Below are 16898 nucleotides of genomic sequence, written 5' to 3' on the forward strand. Positions count from 1 at the left end.
CTCCTTCTAGAAAGGGTATTGATGTATTGACTGTCCTCCATCCATTGTAAAACATGAACCATTAATATAACTAGCCTCATTTGAAAATAAATATGCGCAAAGTCCTGCTATCTCCTCAGGAGTACCTAATCGACCTAATGGTACACTCTGAATTGTTCTGTTAGCTAGTTCATCTGAAAGCCATAGTTTATCCGTTCCTTCTGTACGTTCAATAGGGCCTGGCGCTATTGCATTCACTCGTATCCCATACTTTCTTCCCCACTCTACAGCTAATGTTCTAGTCATTGCAAGTACACCAGCTTTAGCCGACGCAGAATGAATCACTCCTGGACCTGCATCCCAGGCGTACGTAGCGATCATATTCGTGATTGCTCCTTTAATATTATGTTTTATCATATACCGTCCAACTTCTGAGCTACAATAAAAAGTACCATTCAGTACGGTATTAATGACCGAATTCCATCCGTTTACAGACAAATCCTCTGCAGCACAAATAAAATTACCTGCTGCATTATTTACTAAAAAATCAATTGTACCAAATGTTTGATTAACTTCCATTACCATATTTTTTACGAGCTCTGGATCACAAACATCTAAGATGATTGGCAATATTTGACCATCATATCGTTCAATTTCTTCTTTTGCACTATTTAATTTTTCAATGTCTTTTCCAGCAATAACTACTTTTGCACCTTCTTTTGCAAAGCGAGCAGCCATCGCTTTCCCCATACCGCTAGATCCACCAGTAACGATTATAACCTTATCCTTCACTCGTATCACTCCCTTTGTATTTAATAGTTTAACAACATTTATCTATTTTTAGAATATTTTTAACAATTAAACTATTTAATATAGTATGTACTTATTTCATTTATAAAGGTCGGGAAACAGTTGAAAATAAAACTCACATCATTTTTTTTGATCTGTATTTGTTTAATCTATTACTCAATCTTTGTTGAACCATCATCAATTCGAACAAAGCATTTAGTATTTTCCAACGATCGCCAAAATTCCAGTACTACTATTAAACTAATACAAATATCAGATACTCATTTTAAAAATAAAAAGGATATAGAACAATTTAAAAAAGTCGTAAACAATATTAACCAAATGAAGCCTGATTTTATTCTCTTTACTGGTGATTTAGTTAGTGATATTCGAAGGTTTGCTTATAAAAAAGAAGTAATCCAACTCTTAAAAGAACTAAATCCAAAAATAGGAAAACTTGCCATTTATGGAAACCATGATCATGGAGGTTATTTTACTGAACAATACGAAAAGCTTTTAGTTGATAGTAATTTTTTATTATTAAAAAACGAAGAAAAAACATACTATATTCAGAAAACAAAAGTTTCATTTATTGGTCTTGATGATTATATGCTAGGAAATAAACAATATAATAAAATATTAGAACAGATTCAAAAAAATTCCTATACGATCGTTCTTACGCATGAACCTGATATCGCTGATTTAACAAAAAAATATCCAATAAACCTTCAGCTCTCTGGACATAGTCATGGAGGACAGATTTATTTTCCGTTTTACAAATCCTTCATAATGCCTCCATATGCAAAAAAATACAATCGTGGTGTTTACAATTTATCGAAGAAATATAATAGTCATTTAGTTGTTTCAAATGGAATTGGTACAACTAAATTGCCGATTCGTTTATTTACACCACCGGAAATCATATCAATTGAAATTAAGGGTCAACTTAAGCATTAACCTTTTATTCATGAATATTTAGCAAATTAAATCTCACTCATACTAGGTTGGTTACCTAATTTTATGGGTACTTGCTCAATTATTTTAAGACTCCATACACTATTATTGAAGACAAGAGAGGAGGTTAAATACATGAATTATCACTATCACCCTAATTTGAATCATTATTACAGAGATGAGCATGCTCCATCTTATTATTATGATCATAACGAACAACGTTTTCTCCCGTTTTTTCCGATTTTACCAATAATAGGAGGACTAGCAGGATTAGCCGGCGGATTCGCTTTAGGTGCACTGGCCTTCAGACCGCCATATTACCCACCTTATGGACCATTTCCTCCATACGGTGGCGGCGCTTTCCCTGGATATCCTCCATATGGTGGTGGCGGCGCATTCCCTGGTTATCCTCCATATGGCGGCGGGGCTTTCCCTGGTAATCCACAACCATACCCACCAGTAAATCCAGGTGCCTATTTACCTGGAAATGCAGGTTTAAATAATCCTGGTAATCTAGGTCCATATCCATACTAAAAACATCAAAAGGCTAGTCGCTTTAATGAATATTATTTCGATTAGCTTTTTAATTAAATTACCACTTCTCTAGATTTGATTTGAAAAAATTAAAACTAAAGATATAATATACTCATATCTATTATTTTGGAGGTAACATAGAAACATGAAACCGAAAGATCCTGGCCTGAATAAACTAAATTTTACAAATGAAGAAATTTTTCAGGCAATATTTGTTGTGAATAAACATGCTAAAACTGCACTTGAACCAAGTGAGTTATATTCACTAAAAAGACAAGCTATTATAAAACTTATTGATAAAGGAATTGCTAAAAAAGTCGGATTACATTTTTCCAATAACCCTAGAGCAAGTAAACAACAATCTGACGTATTAATTGCTTGTGGAGATTTTTTCTTTCATATACCTCCTTTAAAAGAAGACTTTAAACTGCTGCCACATTTAGGAATTTTAGAAAATACTCATCGAAATCCAAAAGTATCCATGTCATTAAGCTATGCAAAAAAGATACTTCAACATTTCTTAGGTATTGATAACGTTAAATCCGTAAGTAATATAAAACACGGATCTAATCACCGAAAAAATACCCCAGGACAATTTCTAAAAACTTCTTCATTTCTAAACAATTCTACATTTACTTTTCCGAGTGAACCAATTCGTAAAAATAAAGGTAAACAACAAAGATAGTTAAGTGCTAAGGGAAATATCTTCTTGAGATTTTAAAATCTTAAGAAAATATTTCCCTTTCTTTATACCTACTCTTGTGCACTTCTAATCTCCTTATATTTTCTTTTACTCCTTTCCTCCTATACTTTTGCACCATATTTTACGGACAAGCATACTCTATTAATAGGGGGTGATTAATATGTTCGGTAATAATAACTTACAAGATATTATTCGTTATGTTGCTGGGTTCTTATTTGCGCTTCAATTATTAGTGAATTCTTTTGGGTTTAAATTCCTAAATAACGATCAAATTGATGCGGTAATTAATATCATTTCATTCCTGTTTATTCTATACTTCGGTGCTAAGCATAATTATTTAGGTAAAAAAGGACAAGCTCAAAAATCATTACTTCAAGAAGCTGGATTAGAAAAAGCAAATAAAAATACTACAAATTCGGACCAATAGATTACTATTATTCTACTTTTTGAACGATTTGATTACATTTTTAAATTTTTAGTATGAGAGTGATTAAACATTATTTCACTCTCTTTTTTTCACCCCAATTTATGCTATTTTTTTAGTAAGATTTACTATTTTTCACTGTTTTTCCTCATATATTGATTTTAATCGGTATAATCATATGCACTTTGTTATACATTGTAGAATTATTTTAACTAAAACAAGTAGGAAAAGTTTAACTCTGTATTGAATGTTCTAAAAACACACATTTTTCAGGAGGATAAAAAATGTCAGTAATTTTTACAAGTAAAGACATTTCAAAGAAATTAAAGATCGGTAAGTCTCGCGTTAGAGAAATTAGTAAGGAATTAGAAAAAAATGCATACCAGTTTACAAAAAATCAAGATACTAGGATTTATAATCAAAGTGATTTTGAATTATTTCAACTGATTGTGAAAGATTACCAAAAAGATGAAAATCTATCACAAGCCGTACAATCCGCTTTAAATAACCTATTAAATCAAAGCCTTGCTGAAACGATTGCAGAAGTTGCCATAACTAGTGAAAATGAAATAACTTTAAATAATGATGAACAAATTACATCAAATGCCCCGCAAAATCCTCTAGAAGATAACATACATAATGATTTTGACATAAAAAATAAAAATGAAATAATTGAAGAAGAAAATGAAAATTTAGATGAAGTAGTTGTAATTCAAAATGAAACCGAATTAATTAGTCATTTACAAGAAGAAACTTTATTAGTAGAAAATGGTGCAGAACGTGAATTAATCGAAGAAGTAATTAGAGAAGAAACTGTAGTCGAACAGCCACTAATGGAAACGCCATTAGAAGTGCAACCCATTTTAATTGAAAAAAAACCGATTGAAGAATCCGTATCCAAGGAAGTAACATTTGAAGGAATACCCGACAAACAATCAATAGAAGAATTAGATCAAATGAACGAAGCTCCTATATTATCGCAACAGGATGAAGTAGTCAAAGAATATCACTTTGAAGAAATGACTGTTGAACAAATACTTGAAGAAAATAATAAACTTCCTGATGAAGCTATTCGTACAAATTTAAACGAATCAAAAATAGTAATTGATCAAATTGTGTCAAAAGAAAAAGTTACGACCTTTGTTCCGACAAATACTAATCAAATTATGTTTGAAGAATTCATGTCACAAATTACGAATCTAGCGTTTCAGAATGAACAAATACTAACTCAAAATCAAACTCTAATAAAACAGCACATGGAAAAAGATCAAAAATTAGAACAAATATTAATTTCAGTTGAAGAAAAAAGTGAAGAGCTCCAAGAGCTTGCTGCTGTTATTGAAGAAAAAGACGAAAAATTAGAACAAATATTTGAAGAAATTCAATCGAAAGAATCCGGTCGGGACGCTCAATTAATGAGAATGATTAGAGAGTTGCAGGAAACGAAGAAAATGGTTGCTGCTTCAAAAGAAAGAGATTGGAAAAATGCAATAAAATCACTCTTTTTTAAACCAAAATCAGTAAAATAGTTTGTTTTATATTAGCACTTATAGATTATGATATCTTTAAAAGAGAAGGGAATCCTCCCTTCTCTTTATTTGTTTAAAAATAAAAATTAAATTTTTCAACCTGATCCATACGAATGAACAACCTGCTGACTTTAGAAAACGAGCGTTCGAAGTTAGTACAAGAGGATCATTAACCTCTCTTTATTCTTTTAATTGAATCTCTTCACTTTGTTCTTGATGATATGCTGGTAACATTATATGAACTTCTGTACCATTGCCTTCTTCACTTAAATATTCAATCGTACCCTTATGCGCCTCAATAATACTAAACGTAACCATTAATCCTAATCCTGTTCCCTTTTCTTTCAACGAATAAAAAGGTTGTCCTAAACGATCAAGCTGAGCTTTCGACATGCCTATTCCATTATCTTTTACAATGATTCGTATGTACTCTTTATCTTTTACCTTCTCCATATTTGCTTCAATCTTAATATAACCTTTAGTGTCTTTAATTGCTTCTACACCATTTTTTAAGACATTAATGATTGCTTGTTTAAGTTTAGCTCGATCTCCAACAGTATACATATCTTCATTAACATTTACTTGTAAAAATGCGCCTTGCAAAGAGGCATAAGTTGACATTAAAGTAGTAACCTCATTCAATTGTTCGGTCATATTAATGATTTTTTTCTCTTCAATTTGAGGTCTAGCTAGATTTAAGTAGTCCGAAATAATATTCTCCGCCCGGTCCAGTTCGGTTAATACAAGTTTCATATATTCTCTATTCGTTCCACTTTCTTGATTTTCAATCAATTGAATGAAACCCCTTACAACAGTAAGTGGGTTTCTAACTTCATGCGCAACACTGGCCGCAAGTTCACTTACCATGTTTAATTTTTCCGACTTTTGCATTTGAACTCTAATTTCAGCATTTTCAAATAAAAATTCTCTTAAATAAACATGGAATAACATCGTAATCGTTAAAACAGTAAAAAAGATGCATGCTGAAAAAATCGTTTTATCTGTTTGGTACTCTTTTATCCCATTGACTGTTGCTTCATAATAAAGTAAACAGATCATACTAAATGAAAATAAGATTGGCATTAAGATACTAAGAGCAAATTTCTTTCGTTTTGAAAAACTTACCCATTGTGGTGATACGATAAATGGTAAAATACAAGAAATCAACTCAAAAGGAAAAGATTTTAATGATGATAAACCATATAGTAAATAGACAAAAACTGCTTTCGTAAAAATAATCATTGTTCCGATCCATCTTCCACCGTACAAAATAGATGAATAGATTAATAAAATACTAAAAGTAATAGCCATGCTCTTACTGATATGAATTGGGTAAAGCAAGCAAATAAAAATATTAAAAAAAGTTAGCAATCCAACTAGTATTCTATTTTGCTTTGGACTTGTATTATGGTATCTACTTAGCCAAAACATTTCATATAAAAAGACCGGAATGATTATGATTGCAAATTGAATTAATAAATCTTTTAATTGCAGCATTAAAGTGCCCCCCACCCCTTCTTTCAACAAATTATAACATAGTTATTAAAAGTTCTAATTATTAATACAAAAAATTCGAAAAAAACATTTTGACATAGTACGTCACATTATTACAAAGAATTCTAAAATATAAGAAAAGTCGTCAAGGTGAAGTCATTGAGGACTAAACTTTAATCACTAAACATTCCAGATATATCAATTAGTCGAGTAGTAGAATTCTAGTTTGATCGCAATACTCTTTACTCTATAATTCTCTCGACAAAGCCGCGATACAAATCAATTTAAAAAGGCCCTATTAAAGGCCTCTGCTTTATTCTAAGTTGTTTTTATTTATGAACCTTATTAATTTATATCCTGTAATTAATGAGAGGACATAACCAAAAATAGATAATATAGTTACTAATACATTGGGGTATGTACCAAACCTTATTATCATAATTAACGAAAGAATGATCAGTAAAATTATTAAAGCAAACCATTTTAGCTTTTCGTTTGAATGATAAGATAAACCCGACTTAGTAATCTTGTTTGCGAATTTTGGCAATGATGCATAAATACCAATCAAAAATAGGCCTAGAAATGGGAATAAGACAGCGTAATAAATATTGTTAAAAGTCGTATTTTGAAACTTGAATACAAAGTCTAGTAATAAAAATAATCCTAAGAGATAAAGCAGTGAAAAACTTAAATAGCTCAGTGTTTTCATTAGAATACTCCTACTCTGTTTTATTTGATTATTTTATCTAAAGTTATATGTATGCTTAAACGACTTAAAACCAACCTTTCCTTTTAAAAAATATGTACATTAAAATCGTTACAAATCCCATTAAAATTAGAATAAATAAATAGCCATATTTCCAAGCTAACTCTGGCATATAGTGAAAGTTCATTCCGTATAAACCTACAATAAACGTTAGTGGTAAAAAGAAAGACGAAATAATTGTTAATGTTTTCATTATATTATTCATTTTTTCTGAGCTTAATGAAAAGTAACTTTCTCTAATATCAGAAGCTAAGTCTCTATTTGTTTCAATCATATCTGAGAGCTTCATTAAATGATCATGAATATCTTCAAAATAAATTCGATGCTCGGATATATCTTTAAATCGATTTGAGTTTAAGATTCGATATAATAAATCTCGAGTTGGTAAGATTGTTTTCCTTAATTTCGATAAATCTGATTTTATATCATATAATCTCTCTACTACATTGCTTACTTCTTTTCGTAGCGGATCAATTTCTAAATCAGATAGTTCGTCCTCTAAACGATAGATTAGTGGAAAATAACTATCTACAAGCTCATCAATGAGTCGATGAGTTAAATGAAGTGGGCTCTTGGATGCCCGACGATCAGTCAGTATATTATCTAAAACAAGTTGTACTGAGGGACTATGCTGAATGTGGAATGTGACCACATAATGATCACTTACAAATATATCTAGCTCTGTTTCCTCTAGGTCTAGTTTGTTTAATTCATGCAAAATTAAAAAATGATATCCTTCATAATAATCTAGCTTTGGTCTTTGTACATATTCTAAACAATCCTCAATGGCAAGTTGATGAAAATTAAATTCAGTTGATAAAAGTGAAATCTCTTCTTGAGTTGGCTCATTAATATCAACCCAGTACCATAGATATTTATTTGATTTTGCCTCAGCAATCGATATATTTCGATCGATTACTTTATTTTTAGTTACTCCTATTACTTGTAACATTTTATACACCTTCTCTAGGTAATCAAATTATTTCACTACTAAATACTTTTTATATTATATGGTAAAATGAAGGAAATTTCATTTATAAACAGATTAAGATGTGTACTTTTTTTTATAAAAAATAATAAGTAGAGGGATTTAGTATGAAAAGATTTATTAATCAAAATGTAAAAGAAATTCAAATCTCAGGTATTAGAAAATTTGCCCAAAAAATTGAAAAATATGAGAATGTAATAGCATTAACATTAGGTCAACCGGATTTTCCAACGCCGGAACCAATTAAAGATTCAGCAATAAACGCCATTAATCAAAATCAAACAGTCTATACTCCTAATGCCGGAATACCAGCACTTAGAAATGCAGCATCTAATTTTTTAAAGACAAAATATTCTCTATCGTATGACCCAGCAAACGAGGTTATCGTTACAGTAGGTGCTAGTCAAGCAATTGATGTTACTTTTAGGACAATTCTTAATGATGAATGTGAAGTTATTCTTCCTGCACCAATCTATCCTGGGTATGCACCAATCATAACAACATGTGGGGCAAAACCTGTTTTTGTCGATACATCTAACAATGGCTTTAAAATTACGCCTGAATTATTAGATGAATATATAACAGAAAAAACACGTTGTATTGTTTTACCATATCCAAATAACCCAACAGGTGTAACTTTAACAAAAGAGGAACTTGAGAATTTAGCTAATTATTTATCTGAAAAAGATTTATTCATATTATCAGATGAAATTTATAGTGAACTTACATATGACAGCACTCATATTTCAATTGCAAGTTTCCCTGGTATGAGAGATAAGACAATTGTCATTAATGGCCTTAGTAAGTCACATTCGATGACTGGTTGGAGAATTGGTTTTATTTTTGCACCTGTTTATTTAGCCCAGGAAATCTTAAAAGTGCATCAGTACAACGTATCATGTGCAACATCAATTTCTCAATATGCTGCAATTACAGCATTAACTGATTGCATTGATTCGCCAATTGAAATGGCAAAAGAATATAAAATAAGACGTGATTATATGGTTGATCGATTAGAAAAGATGGGTCTTTCTTGTATTAAGCCAGAAGGTGCATTTTATTTATTTCCATCAATTAAAGAGTTCAATATGCCATCCATGGAATTCGCATTAAATCTAGTAGAAAAACATAATCTAGCAGTTATCCCTGGGGAAGCTTTTTCTGAATATGGTGATTCATTCATTCGCCTTTCATACGCGTATTCAATGAAAGAATTAGAAGCTGCTTGTGATCGATTAGAAGCGTTTGTAACAAGTCTTAGAAATTAAAAGTAGACTGCCCCTTAATAGTACTTTTTATTTAATGTTAAAAAGACGTGATTCCAAGTAGAAATCACGTCTTTAACTTATCTAGTTTGAATAACACTTGTTTTAAATAGCCAGTCTTGAATTGTTTTGTGATCTTTTCTAAATAACATTAAATAAACATTAATAATTAATGGAACACCTAAAAATAGAACTGACAGAGCGGCTATAATAATAAAACGGATTAAGAATGTAAGCATAGTCGTTTCTTCATAATTATCTTTTATCATTTTAATAGCTAGAAATCTCTGACCGAATGTCATTCCTCTGTTAAATTTCGGAACGATTACAAATAAAATGAGCATTATTATTGAAATAACGATTAAATCTAGAGTCGAATTTCCTGATGTAGAATTAAATCGACTTAATAGCTTTTCAGGATTCATCGTAATGATCGCAATAATGATTCCATAGGCTACTGAAACAATAAACGTATCGAATATGAACGCACTTAATCGTTGATAAAACTTTGCAAATTGAAAATTCTGCACTTGTAAACCTCTATTCATTAATTATTATTGAATGTGGTGAGATGGATCATATAAAGTATAAAGTGCTTGTGTTCCTTTTTCATCTAAACCATTTTTAGACAGTTCATCGTAACATTTTTTAGCAAGTAAAAGTCCTGGAAGATTTAATTCCATCTTTTCTGCTTCTTCAATTGCGATTCCCATATCCTTTATAAAATGTTTAATATAGAATCCAGGTTCGAAATCACCTTTTAATACACGTGGAGCTAAATTAGATAATGACCAGCTTCCAGCTGCACCAGTAGATATACTACTTAATACTTTTTCACCGTCTAAACCTGCTGACTTCGCATATGCAATTGCTTCACAAACGCCCAACATACCTGAAGCGATTGCAATCTGATTACACATTTTTACATGTTGTCCACTCCCAGCATTTCCATGATAAACAATATTTTTTCCTAAAACATTAAATAATGTGGACATTTTATGAAATGTTTTTTCTTCCCCACCGACCATGATCGCTAATTTTGCCTCTCTTGCTCCTAAATCTCCACCTGATACTGGAGCATCTAAAGACGACATACCTACTGATTTAGTTAGTTCATCTATTTTTTTAGCTAATGTTGGAGTTGACGTTGTAAAATCGATAAATGTTGTTCCTTTTGAAGCGGATTGGATGATGCCATTTTCTCCAAAATAAACTTCTTCTAAATCACTTGGATATCCGACCATTGTACAAATCACCTGACAATGTGATGCTAATTCCTTAGGTGTATCATACCAAGTAGCACCTAAATCAATTAATTCATTTGCTTTTTCCTTTGTACGGTTATAAACATGTAATTTTGCACCTGCATTGATTAAATGTTTTGCCATACTTTTACCCATAACGCCAATTCCAATAAATCCAACTTGAAGATCTTTTAAATTAATTGCTTCCATAATACACACTCCTCTTTTATTATCCATACATAAAGCTACCATAAAAAATATTATTAAAAAAGCTAGAGCTATTCTAAAACTAAAATATCGCACTACACTTTTCTTCTATTTAAATTTAGGTTATTTCGACCCTAATTTGTTGACTCTAATAAAAGAACTATCTATATTAAAAAAGTACATAAAAATGTATCTAATGTAATGTTTTGGAGGTATTTTCAAATGAGAAATGAACAATTTTTTGAAATGATTAAGGAACGAAACTCTACTAGAGTATTTGATTCTTCATCTGAAATTAGCAGCAGTGAAATTACTGAACTTCTAGATGCAGCAATGTCTGCACCTTCTGCTTGGAACTTACAACATTGGAAATTCGTTGTATTCCACGGTGAACATGCGCAAGGTAGATTATTACCTGTTGCATATAACCAAGGACAAATTAAAGATGCTGCATGTGTAATTGCTGTATTAGCAGACACACAATCAGCAAAGAATGTTGACTTAGTTTTCGGTCCAGCAGTGGAAGCTGGGTATATGACTCAAGAAGCAAAAGATAAATTAAAATCTAACGTTGAAAATGCTTATGCAACAGAACAACGTAATCGTGAACAAGGTATTTTAAATTCTTCTCTTGCCGGTATGCAATTAATCATGGCCGCTTCTGCAAAAGGTTGGAATACTTGTGCAATCGGTGGATTTAACGAACAAGCATTTAAAGAGACTTTCTTAACTGATGATCGCTATATCCCTACAATGCTGATTGCGATTGGTAAAGAAAAAGTACCTGGTCACCAAACATCTCGTTTCTCTGCAAAAGAAATGTCTATTTGGATTTAATAAATCAAAAGTAAAAGGGATTCTGACAAAAGTCGGAGTCCCTTTTATGCCATTTCGCGATTAATTAACAATGTTCTTCAACAGTACCAATTAATTTCTTAAGTAATTCTAGTGACGAATCAATTGCTAAAGAATAGTATCGATGAGTACCTTTTTGCTCTATATGTACTAATTGATTATCACGTAATATCTTTAAATGATGTGAAATAGCGGGCCTTGATAATGAAGTTTTTTCAGTAATCTCATTAACAGTTAGCGCTTCACCTTCTGACAACATTAAAATGATATCCTGTCTATAAGGATCGCTTAATGCTTGAAACAAAGGGATACATTCTCTAAATACTTCAATTGCTTCTTTACTCAAATCTTCCACCTACTTTTATTATCCAAAAATAATCTTATTCGTTTAATAATTTAAACATACACTAAATTAAAGAAGCGAATTTGTCAACAGTAGGAGCAGTTAGATTTGGTTTATTAATAAAAAAACAACAGGGAAACCTGTTGTTTTTTTATTAGATACTTTTAACTAAGTTAACAACCTCTTCAGCTGTAGACATTGATAATGCTTTTTCAGCTAATGTCTCCATCTCAGCTTTAGAAAGTTTAGCCATTTGGCTACGTGCAGGTAGGATTGAAGTAGCGCTCATTGAGAATTCATGTAAGCCTAATCCAACTAGTAAAGGAATAGCTAATTCATCTCCAGCCATTTCTCCACACATACCAGCCCATTTACCTTCTTTGTTTGCAGCATCAATAACCATTTTAACTAATCTTAGAATAGATGGGTTATATGGTTGGTATAAATATGAAACTTGTTCATTCATTCGGTCTGCAGCCATTGTATATTGGATTAAATCGTTTGTCCCAATACTAAAGAAATCAACTTCCTTAGCGAATACATCTGCTAATACAGCAGACGCAGGGATTTCTACCATCATACCAATTTCAATATTATCTGAAACTTGAACATTTTCTTTTACTAACTGTTCTTTTTCTTCTAATAAAACAGCTTTAGCAGCTCTGAACTCATCTAATGTTGCAATCATCGGGAACATAATTTTTAAATTCCCATAAACACTAGCACGAAGTAATGCACGTAACTGTGTACGGAAAATATCCTTTTGATCTAAACATAAACGAATTGCTCTGTATCCTAAGAATGGATTCATTTCTTTTGGTAAGTGTAAATAAGATAATTCTTTATCTCCACCGATATCTAGTGTTCTTACGACTACCGGTTTATTACCCATACTTTCAAGAACTGATTTATATGACTCAAACTGTTCCTCTTCTGATGGGAAGTTATCGCGTCCCATATATAAGAACTCAGTACGGTAAAGGCCTACACCTTCACCACCATTGTTGATAACACCTTCAACATCATTTGGAGTACCAATGTTTGCTACTAACTCAACATGATGTCCATCTTTTGTTACAGTTGGTTCATTTTTCAGTTTAGCCCATTCAACTTTTTGAAGCTCAAATTTTTCTTTTTTAGCTTTATACTCAGCTAATTCTTCATTAGAAGGATCAACAATTACTTGACCGTCTAATCCATCTACAATGACCATAACGCCATTTTCGATTTTACTAGTTACTTCTTTTGTTCCAACTACTGCCGGAATTTCAAGAGAACGAGCCATGATTGCAGAGTGAGATGTACGACCTCCGATATCAGTTGTAAAACCTAAGGCAAACTTACGGTTTAATTGAGCTGTATCAGATGGTGTTAAATCTTCTGCGATAATAATTACCTCTTCAGTAATATTAGCAGGATTAGAAATCGTAACGCCAAGTAAATGAGCCATTACGCGTTTTGTAACATCACGAATATCTGCAGCACGTTCCTTCATATATTCATTATCCATGCTTTCAAACATTTGAACGAACATTGAAGCAACTTCATTCATTGCAAATTCAGCGTTTACATTTTCAGACTTAATTTTATCTTTAACTGGGTTAACTAGCTCTGGGTCATTTAAAACTAAGATGTGCGCAGAAAAGATTGCGGCTTTATCTTCACCAAGTTCAGCATTCGCATGATCACGAATTTTTTCTAATTCAGTGTTAGAAATTTGAATTGCACTGTCAAGTTTTGCAATTTCAGCATCAACATCTGAAATTTGCTTCTTAACAATATTTAATTCAGGATTTTCTAAACGAAATGCTTTTGCAATTGCAATTCCACTAGAAGCAGCAATACCTTTAATATGTAAAGACATTATTCGCCTAAACCTTCTTTTTTCATTGTATCATCGATTGCTGCAATCGCTTGCTCTGCATCTTCACCGTTAGCACTAATTTTGATCTCAGTTCCTTGTTGAATTCCTAAAGACATTACACCCATGATTGATTTTAAGTTAACTGTTTTACCATTGTACTCAAGATTGATATCAGAGTTGAATTTACCTGCTACATTTACTAATAATGTTGCTGGACGTGCGTGAATTCCAGAATCAGCTGTTACTTTAAAAGTTTTTTCCATAATCATTTATCTCCTTTGTGATTAAATCTACATTTTTGGTATAGACGTTTGGCCTACTCTAAATATTCTATTAAAAGGGGTGCATAGTGTCAACTATACAGCCCCTTTTAAAATTAAACATTTTAAGTCGATTTAATTAGAATTATTTAATCTTTATAATGTTTACTTCACCTTTTGATTGTTTACCTGGCTTTTCAATTACAACTTGTTGTCCTTCAGCTAAGTTTGTAAAGACAACAGGTGTTATTGTTGATGGTGCATTTTCGCGAATGAAATGTAAATCAATTTTTACTAATTGTTGACCTTTTGTTACCTTCTCACCTTGTGATACAAGTACTTCAAAGCCTTCACCATTTAATTTAACAGTATCAATACCGATGTGGATTAATATTTCTTTTCCACCATTTGATAAAATACCAATGGCATGTTTTGTTGGGAACACATTTACGATTTCGCCATCTACTGGAGATACAACTGTCCCTTCAGAAGGAATAATCGCAAATCCATCACCCATCATTTTTCCAGAAAATACCTGATCCGGCACTTCTGTAATTGGGATGATTTCACCTTCAATTGGATTAATAATAGCTTCCTCAACTGAAGTATCTACTGCTGAAGCCGTTTCTTTATGTGCTTCATTTTTAATAACTGGTGTTTTGCCAGTCATTATATCTTTAATTTGTGATTTTAATGTATCTGATTTTGGTCCGAAAATTGCTTGAATATTGTTTCCAACTTCAAGAACTCCAGCAGCCCCTAATGCTTTTAAACGATCTTTATTTACTTCATCTTTAGAGTTTACTTGTACACGTAAACGAGTAATACATGCATCTAATGAAGAAATATTACTTTTTCCACCTAATGCTTGTAAAATTTCATATGGTAGCTCATTAGCTGGTGTATTGCTTGTAGTATTTTCAGCGATTGCATCTTCACGACCAGGTGTTTTTAAATCCCATTTTCTAATAGCGAATCGGAACCCGAAATAGTAAATAACAGCTAAGCCTAAACCGACGATGATTACCCACCACCAGCCAGTTCTATTTGGTAGTACACCGAATAATAAGTAGTCGATTAAACCACCAGAGAATGTCATACCGATTTTTACATTTAATAATTGCATAATCATAAATGATAAACCAGCAAAAATTGCGTGAATTCCGAATAATACTGGTGCAACGAATAGGAATGAGAACTCAATTGGTTCTGTAATACCTGTTAAGAAAGAAGTTAATGCAGCTGATGCTAAAATACCACCAGCGATTTTTTTATTTTCAGGTTTTGCTTCATGATACATAGCTAATGCTGCAGCTGGTAATCCAAACATCATGAATGGGAATTTACCTACCATGAATGTACCAGCAGTTAATTTTACTCCGTCTTTTAATTGAGCGAAGAAGATTTTTTGGTCCCCGTGAACAACCAAACCTGATTTATCAGTATATGAACCAAACTCAAACCAAAATGGTGCATAGAAAATATGATGTAAACCAAACGGTATTAATGAACGCTCAATAACACCAAATACGAATGCGGATAATGTTAAATTCGCATCAATCATATTATGTGAGAATGAGTTTAAGCCGTGCTGAATTGGCGGCCAAATGAAACACATTAAAATACCAAGTACTACTGAGAATGCTGCAGTAGCAATTGGAACAAATCGTTTACCTGCGAAGAAACCTAAGTAAGAAGGTAAATCAATTTCAAAGTATTTGTTATAAGCCCATGCAGCTACTAAACCAACGATAATCCCACCAAATACACCTGTTTGAAGAGTAGGAATACCTAATACAAATGCGTATGATGGATCATCAAATTTTGCTATATTTAATGCTTTATCTAAAACAACGTATTGTCCAACATCCTTAAACACACTCATTGTTTTATTCATAATCAGGAATCCAACGATTGCTGCTAATCCAGCAACACCTTCTCCTCCTGCTAAACCAACGGCAACACCTACTGCAAATAATAATGACAGATTTCCGAAAATGATGTCACCAGACTGTTCCATAACTTTAGCTACTAACTGGAACCAGTGAGCATCAAGAAATGGTAAGTACTTTAATGTTTGTGGATTTTGAAATGCATTACCGAATGCAAGTAATAATCCGGCAGCTGGTAAAATCGCAACTGGAAGCATAAGCGCTTTACCAACTTTTTGTAAAACTCCAAAGATTTTCTTAAACATTGTTATCCTCCTTTTAATCCAAACAAAAAAGGCATGAGCAGAAAAAATGACAATTACGAATCCTGGATATAGTTTCCCCTACCCAAGAATAATAATTCACATTTTTTCAACTCATGCCTGATCGAATCAGTAACACGTTTAATGTGTAACACTATTCAAATATGATTTGTTATGATTTCGCTTTCATTATATCTATAGATTTTAAAAAATTCAAGCCTAAATACCTATTTTTTTTATTTTATTTAAAATAATAATGATTTTTCAGCTTTAAAACCATATTTTATCTCTTTAAAGCCAAAATTTCATTAAGTAGGTCAGCAAATTTAAAGTAAAGTTTCCTCTTCCTACTCCTTAAATTTACTTTGAACAAGTCGTTCTAAATGTAACGTTAAGTATATTACTTCTGCTTCACTAGCTTTCTTATTTAATGAAGTTTCGATTGATTTCAAAATTTTCCATGCTAAATCATAGCATACAGGATATTCTTTTTTTAAGATAATTCC

Annotated in this window: 16 protein-coding genes and 1 pseudogene; 7 read left to right on the top strand and 10 right to left on the bottom strand. The window is 32.0% G+C overall.

Features of this window, described 5'->3' with window-relative positions:
- Positions 1–6: 6 nt before the first annotated feature.
- Positions 7–771, bottom strand: a complete 765-nt coding sequence (gene fadH, locus ACFCYN_RS13175) for a 2,4-dienoyl-CoA reductase (protein WP_375949732.1) — start codon at positions 769–771, stop codon at positions 7–9.
- Positions 772–891: 120 nt separating this feature from the next.
- Here fadH and ACFCYN_RS13180 point away from each other — a divergent pair, with 120 nt between their 5' ends.
- The 5 genes and pseudogenes from ACFCYN_RS13180 to ACFCYN_RS13200 all read left to right on the top strand — a co-directional run bounded on the left by ACFCYN_RS13180 (position 892) and on the right by ACFCYN_RS13200 (position 4912).
- Positions 892–1725, top strand: coding sequence for a metallophosphoesterase (locus ACFCYN_RS13180; protein WP_375949734.1), 834 nt, complete (start codon positions 892–894; stop codon positions 1723–1725).
- A 156-nt stretch (positions 1726–1881) separates the two neighbouring features.
- A pseudogene (locus ACFCYN_RS13185) lies at positions 1882–2109 on the top strand (hypothetical protein); the annotation flags it as partial.
- Positions 2110–2401: 292 nt separating this feature from the next.
- Positions 2402–2941, top strand: a complete 540-nt coding sequence (locus ACFCYN_RS13190; RefSeq protein ID WP_375949736.1) for a YkyB family protein — start codon at positions 2402–2404, stop codon at positions 2939–2941.
- A gap of 178 nt (positions 2942–3119) precedes the next feature.
- On the top strand, positions 3120–3386 hold the full coding sequence (locus tag ACFCYN_RS13195; protein WP_375949738.1) for a phage holin: 267 nt from the start codon (positions 3120–3122) through the stop codon (positions 3384–3386).
- 281 nt (positions 3387–3667) lie between these two features.
- Positions 3668–4912 (top strand): DUF3967 domain-containing protein, encoded by a 1245-nt coding sequence (locus tag ACFCYN_RS13200; RefSeq protein ID WP_375949740.1) that lies wholly within the window; start codon positions 3668–3670, stop codon positions 4910–4912.
- Between the two features lie 180 nt (positions 4913–5092).
- On the opposite strand, the gene ACFCYN_RS13205 is transcribed toward ACFCYN_RS13200, so the two are convergent.
- Complete coding sequence (locus ACFCYN_RS13205) at positions 5093–6409, bottom strand: ATP-binding protein (protein WP_172445366.1); 1317 nt, start codon at positions 6407–6409, stop codon at positions 5093–5095.
- Between the two features lie 770 nt (positions 6410–7179).
- Positions 7180–8124: a magnesium/cobalt transporter CorA gene (corA, locus tag ACFCYN_RS13210; protein WP_172445367.1), complete on the bottom strand. Its 945-nt coding sequence runs from the start codon at positions 8122–8124 to the stop codon at positions 7180–7182.
- Between the two features lie 143 nt (positions 8125–8267).
- Here corA and ACFCYN_RS13215 point away from each other — a divergent pair, with 143 nt between their 5' ends.
- Positions 8268–9428 carry an aminotransferase A gene (locus tag ACFCYN_RS13215; protein ID WP_375949743.1) on the top strand — a complete coding sequence of 387 codons (1161 nt, stop codon included), beginning with the start codon at positions 8268–8270 and terminating at the stop codon, positions 9426–9428.
- A 77-nt stretch (positions 9429–9505) separates the two neighbouring features.
- Here ACFCYN_RS13215 and ACFCYN_RS13220 read toward each other — a convergent pair whose 3' ends face one another.
- Positions 9506–9955: an RDD family protein gene (locus ACFCYN_RS13220; protein WP_172445369.1), complete on the bottom strand. Its 450-nt coding sequence runs from the start codon at positions 9953–9955 to the stop codon at positions 9506–9508.
- Between the two features lie 24 nt (positions 9956–9979).
- Positions 9980–10870: an NAD(P)-dependent oxidoreductase gene (locus ACFCYN_RS13225; RefSeq protein WP_172447662.1), complete on the bottom strand. Its 891-nt coding sequence runs from the start codon at positions 10868–10870 to the stop codon at positions 9980–9982.
- A 228-nt stretch (positions 10871–11098) separates the two neighbouring features.
- Between ACFCYN_RS13225 and ACFCYN_RS13230 the strand changes: the two genes are divergently transcribed.
- A complete protein-coding gene (locus tag ACFCYN_RS13230) occupies positions 11099–11713 on the top strand; it encodes a nitroreductase family protein (protein WP_172445370.1) in 615 nt (204 codons plus the stop codon).
- A 64-nt stretch (positions 11714–11777) separates the two neighbouring features.
- Here the strand turns inward: ACFCYN_RS13230 and ACFCYN_RS13235 are convergent, their stop codons facing one another.
- The 5 genes from ACFCYN_RS13235 to ACFCYN_RS13255 all read right to left on the bottom strand — a co-directional run bounded on the left by ACFCYN_RS13235 (position 11778) and on the right by ACFCYN_RS13255 (position 16895).
- Entirely contained in the window at positions 11778–12077 is a 300-nt protein-coding gene (locus ACFCYN_RS13235; protein ID WP_172445371.1) for an ArsR/SmtB family transcription factor, read from the bottom strand.
- A 151-nt stretch (positions 12078–12228) separates the two neighbouring features.
- On the bottom strand, positions 12229–13938 hold the full coding sequence (gene ptsP / locus ACFCYN_RS13240; RefSeq protein ID WP_172445372.1) for a phosphoenolpyruvate--protein phosphotransferase: 1710 nt from the start codon (positions 13936–13938) through the stop codon (positions 12229–12231).
- Positions 13938–14201, bottom strand: a complete 264-nt coding sequence (locus ACFCYN_RS13245; RefSeq protein ID WP_025568635.1) for a phosphocarrier protein HPr — start codon at positions 14199–14201, stop codon at positions 13938–13940. Before ACFCYN_RS13245 ends, ptsP begins: the two co-directional genes overlap by 1 nt.
- A gap of 142 nt (positions 14202–14343) precedes the next feature.
- Positions 14344–16395, bottom strand: a complete 2052-nt coding sequence (ptsG, locus tag ACFCYN_RS13250; protein WP_172445373.1) for a glucose-specific PTS transporter subunit IIBC — start codon at positions 16393–16395, stop codon at positions 14344–14346.
- A 344-nt stretch (positions 16396–16739) separates the two neighbouring features.
- Positions 16740–16895, bottom strand: coding sequence for a PRD domain-containing protein (locus ACFCYN_RS13255; RefSeq protein WP_375949751.1), 156 nt, complete (start codon positions 16893–16895; stop codon positions 16740–16742).
- Positions 16896–16898: the final 3 nt, after the last annotated feature.

The sequence above is a fragment of the Gottfriedia sp. NPDC056225 genome (genome assembly GCF_042267765.1).
In the GTDB taxonomy this organism is placed as follows: Bacteria; Bacillota; Bacilli; order Bacillales; family Bacillaceae_G; genus Gottfriedia.

Coding starts and splice junctions, on each gene's coding strand:
- ACFCYN_RS13190 (WP_375949736.1), top strand. CDS start 2,402: ATGAAACCGAAAGATCCTGGCCTGAATAAACTAAATTTTACAAATGAA.
- ACFCYN_RS13195 (WP_375949738.1), top strand. CDS start 3,120: ATGTTCGGTAATAATAACTTACAAGATATTATTCGTTATGTTGCTGGG.
- ACFCYN_RS13200 (WP_375949740.1), top strand. CDS start 3,668: ATGTCAGTAATTTTTACAAGTAAAGACATTTCAAAGAAATTAAAGATC.
- ACFCYN_RS13205 (WP_172445366.1), bottom strand. CDS start 6,409: ATGCTGCAATTAAAAGATTTATTAATTCAATTTGCAATCATAATCATT.
- corA (WP_172445367.1), bottom strand. CDS start 8,124: ATGTTACAAGTAATAGGAGTAACTAAAAATAAAGTAATCGATCGAAAT.
- ACFCYN_RS13215 (WP_375949743.1), top strand. CDS start 8,268: ATGAAAAGATTTATTAATCAAAATGTAAAAGAAATTCAAATCTCAGGT.
- ACFCYN_RS13230 (WP_172445370.1), top strand. CDS start 11,099: ATGAGAAATGAACAATTTTTTGAAATGATTAAGGAACGAAACTCTACT.
- ptsP (WP_172445372.1), bottom strand. CDS start 13,938: ATGTCTTTACATATTAAAGGTATTGCTGCTTCTAGTGGAATTGCAATT.
- ACFCYN_RS13245 (WP_025568635.1), bottom strand. CDS start 14,201: ATGGAAAAAACTTTTAAAGTAACAGCTGATTCTGGAATTCACGCACGT.
- ptsG (WP_172445373.1), bottom strand. CDS start 16,395: ATGTTTAAGAAAATCTTTGGAGTTTTACAAAAAGTTGGTAAAGCGCTT.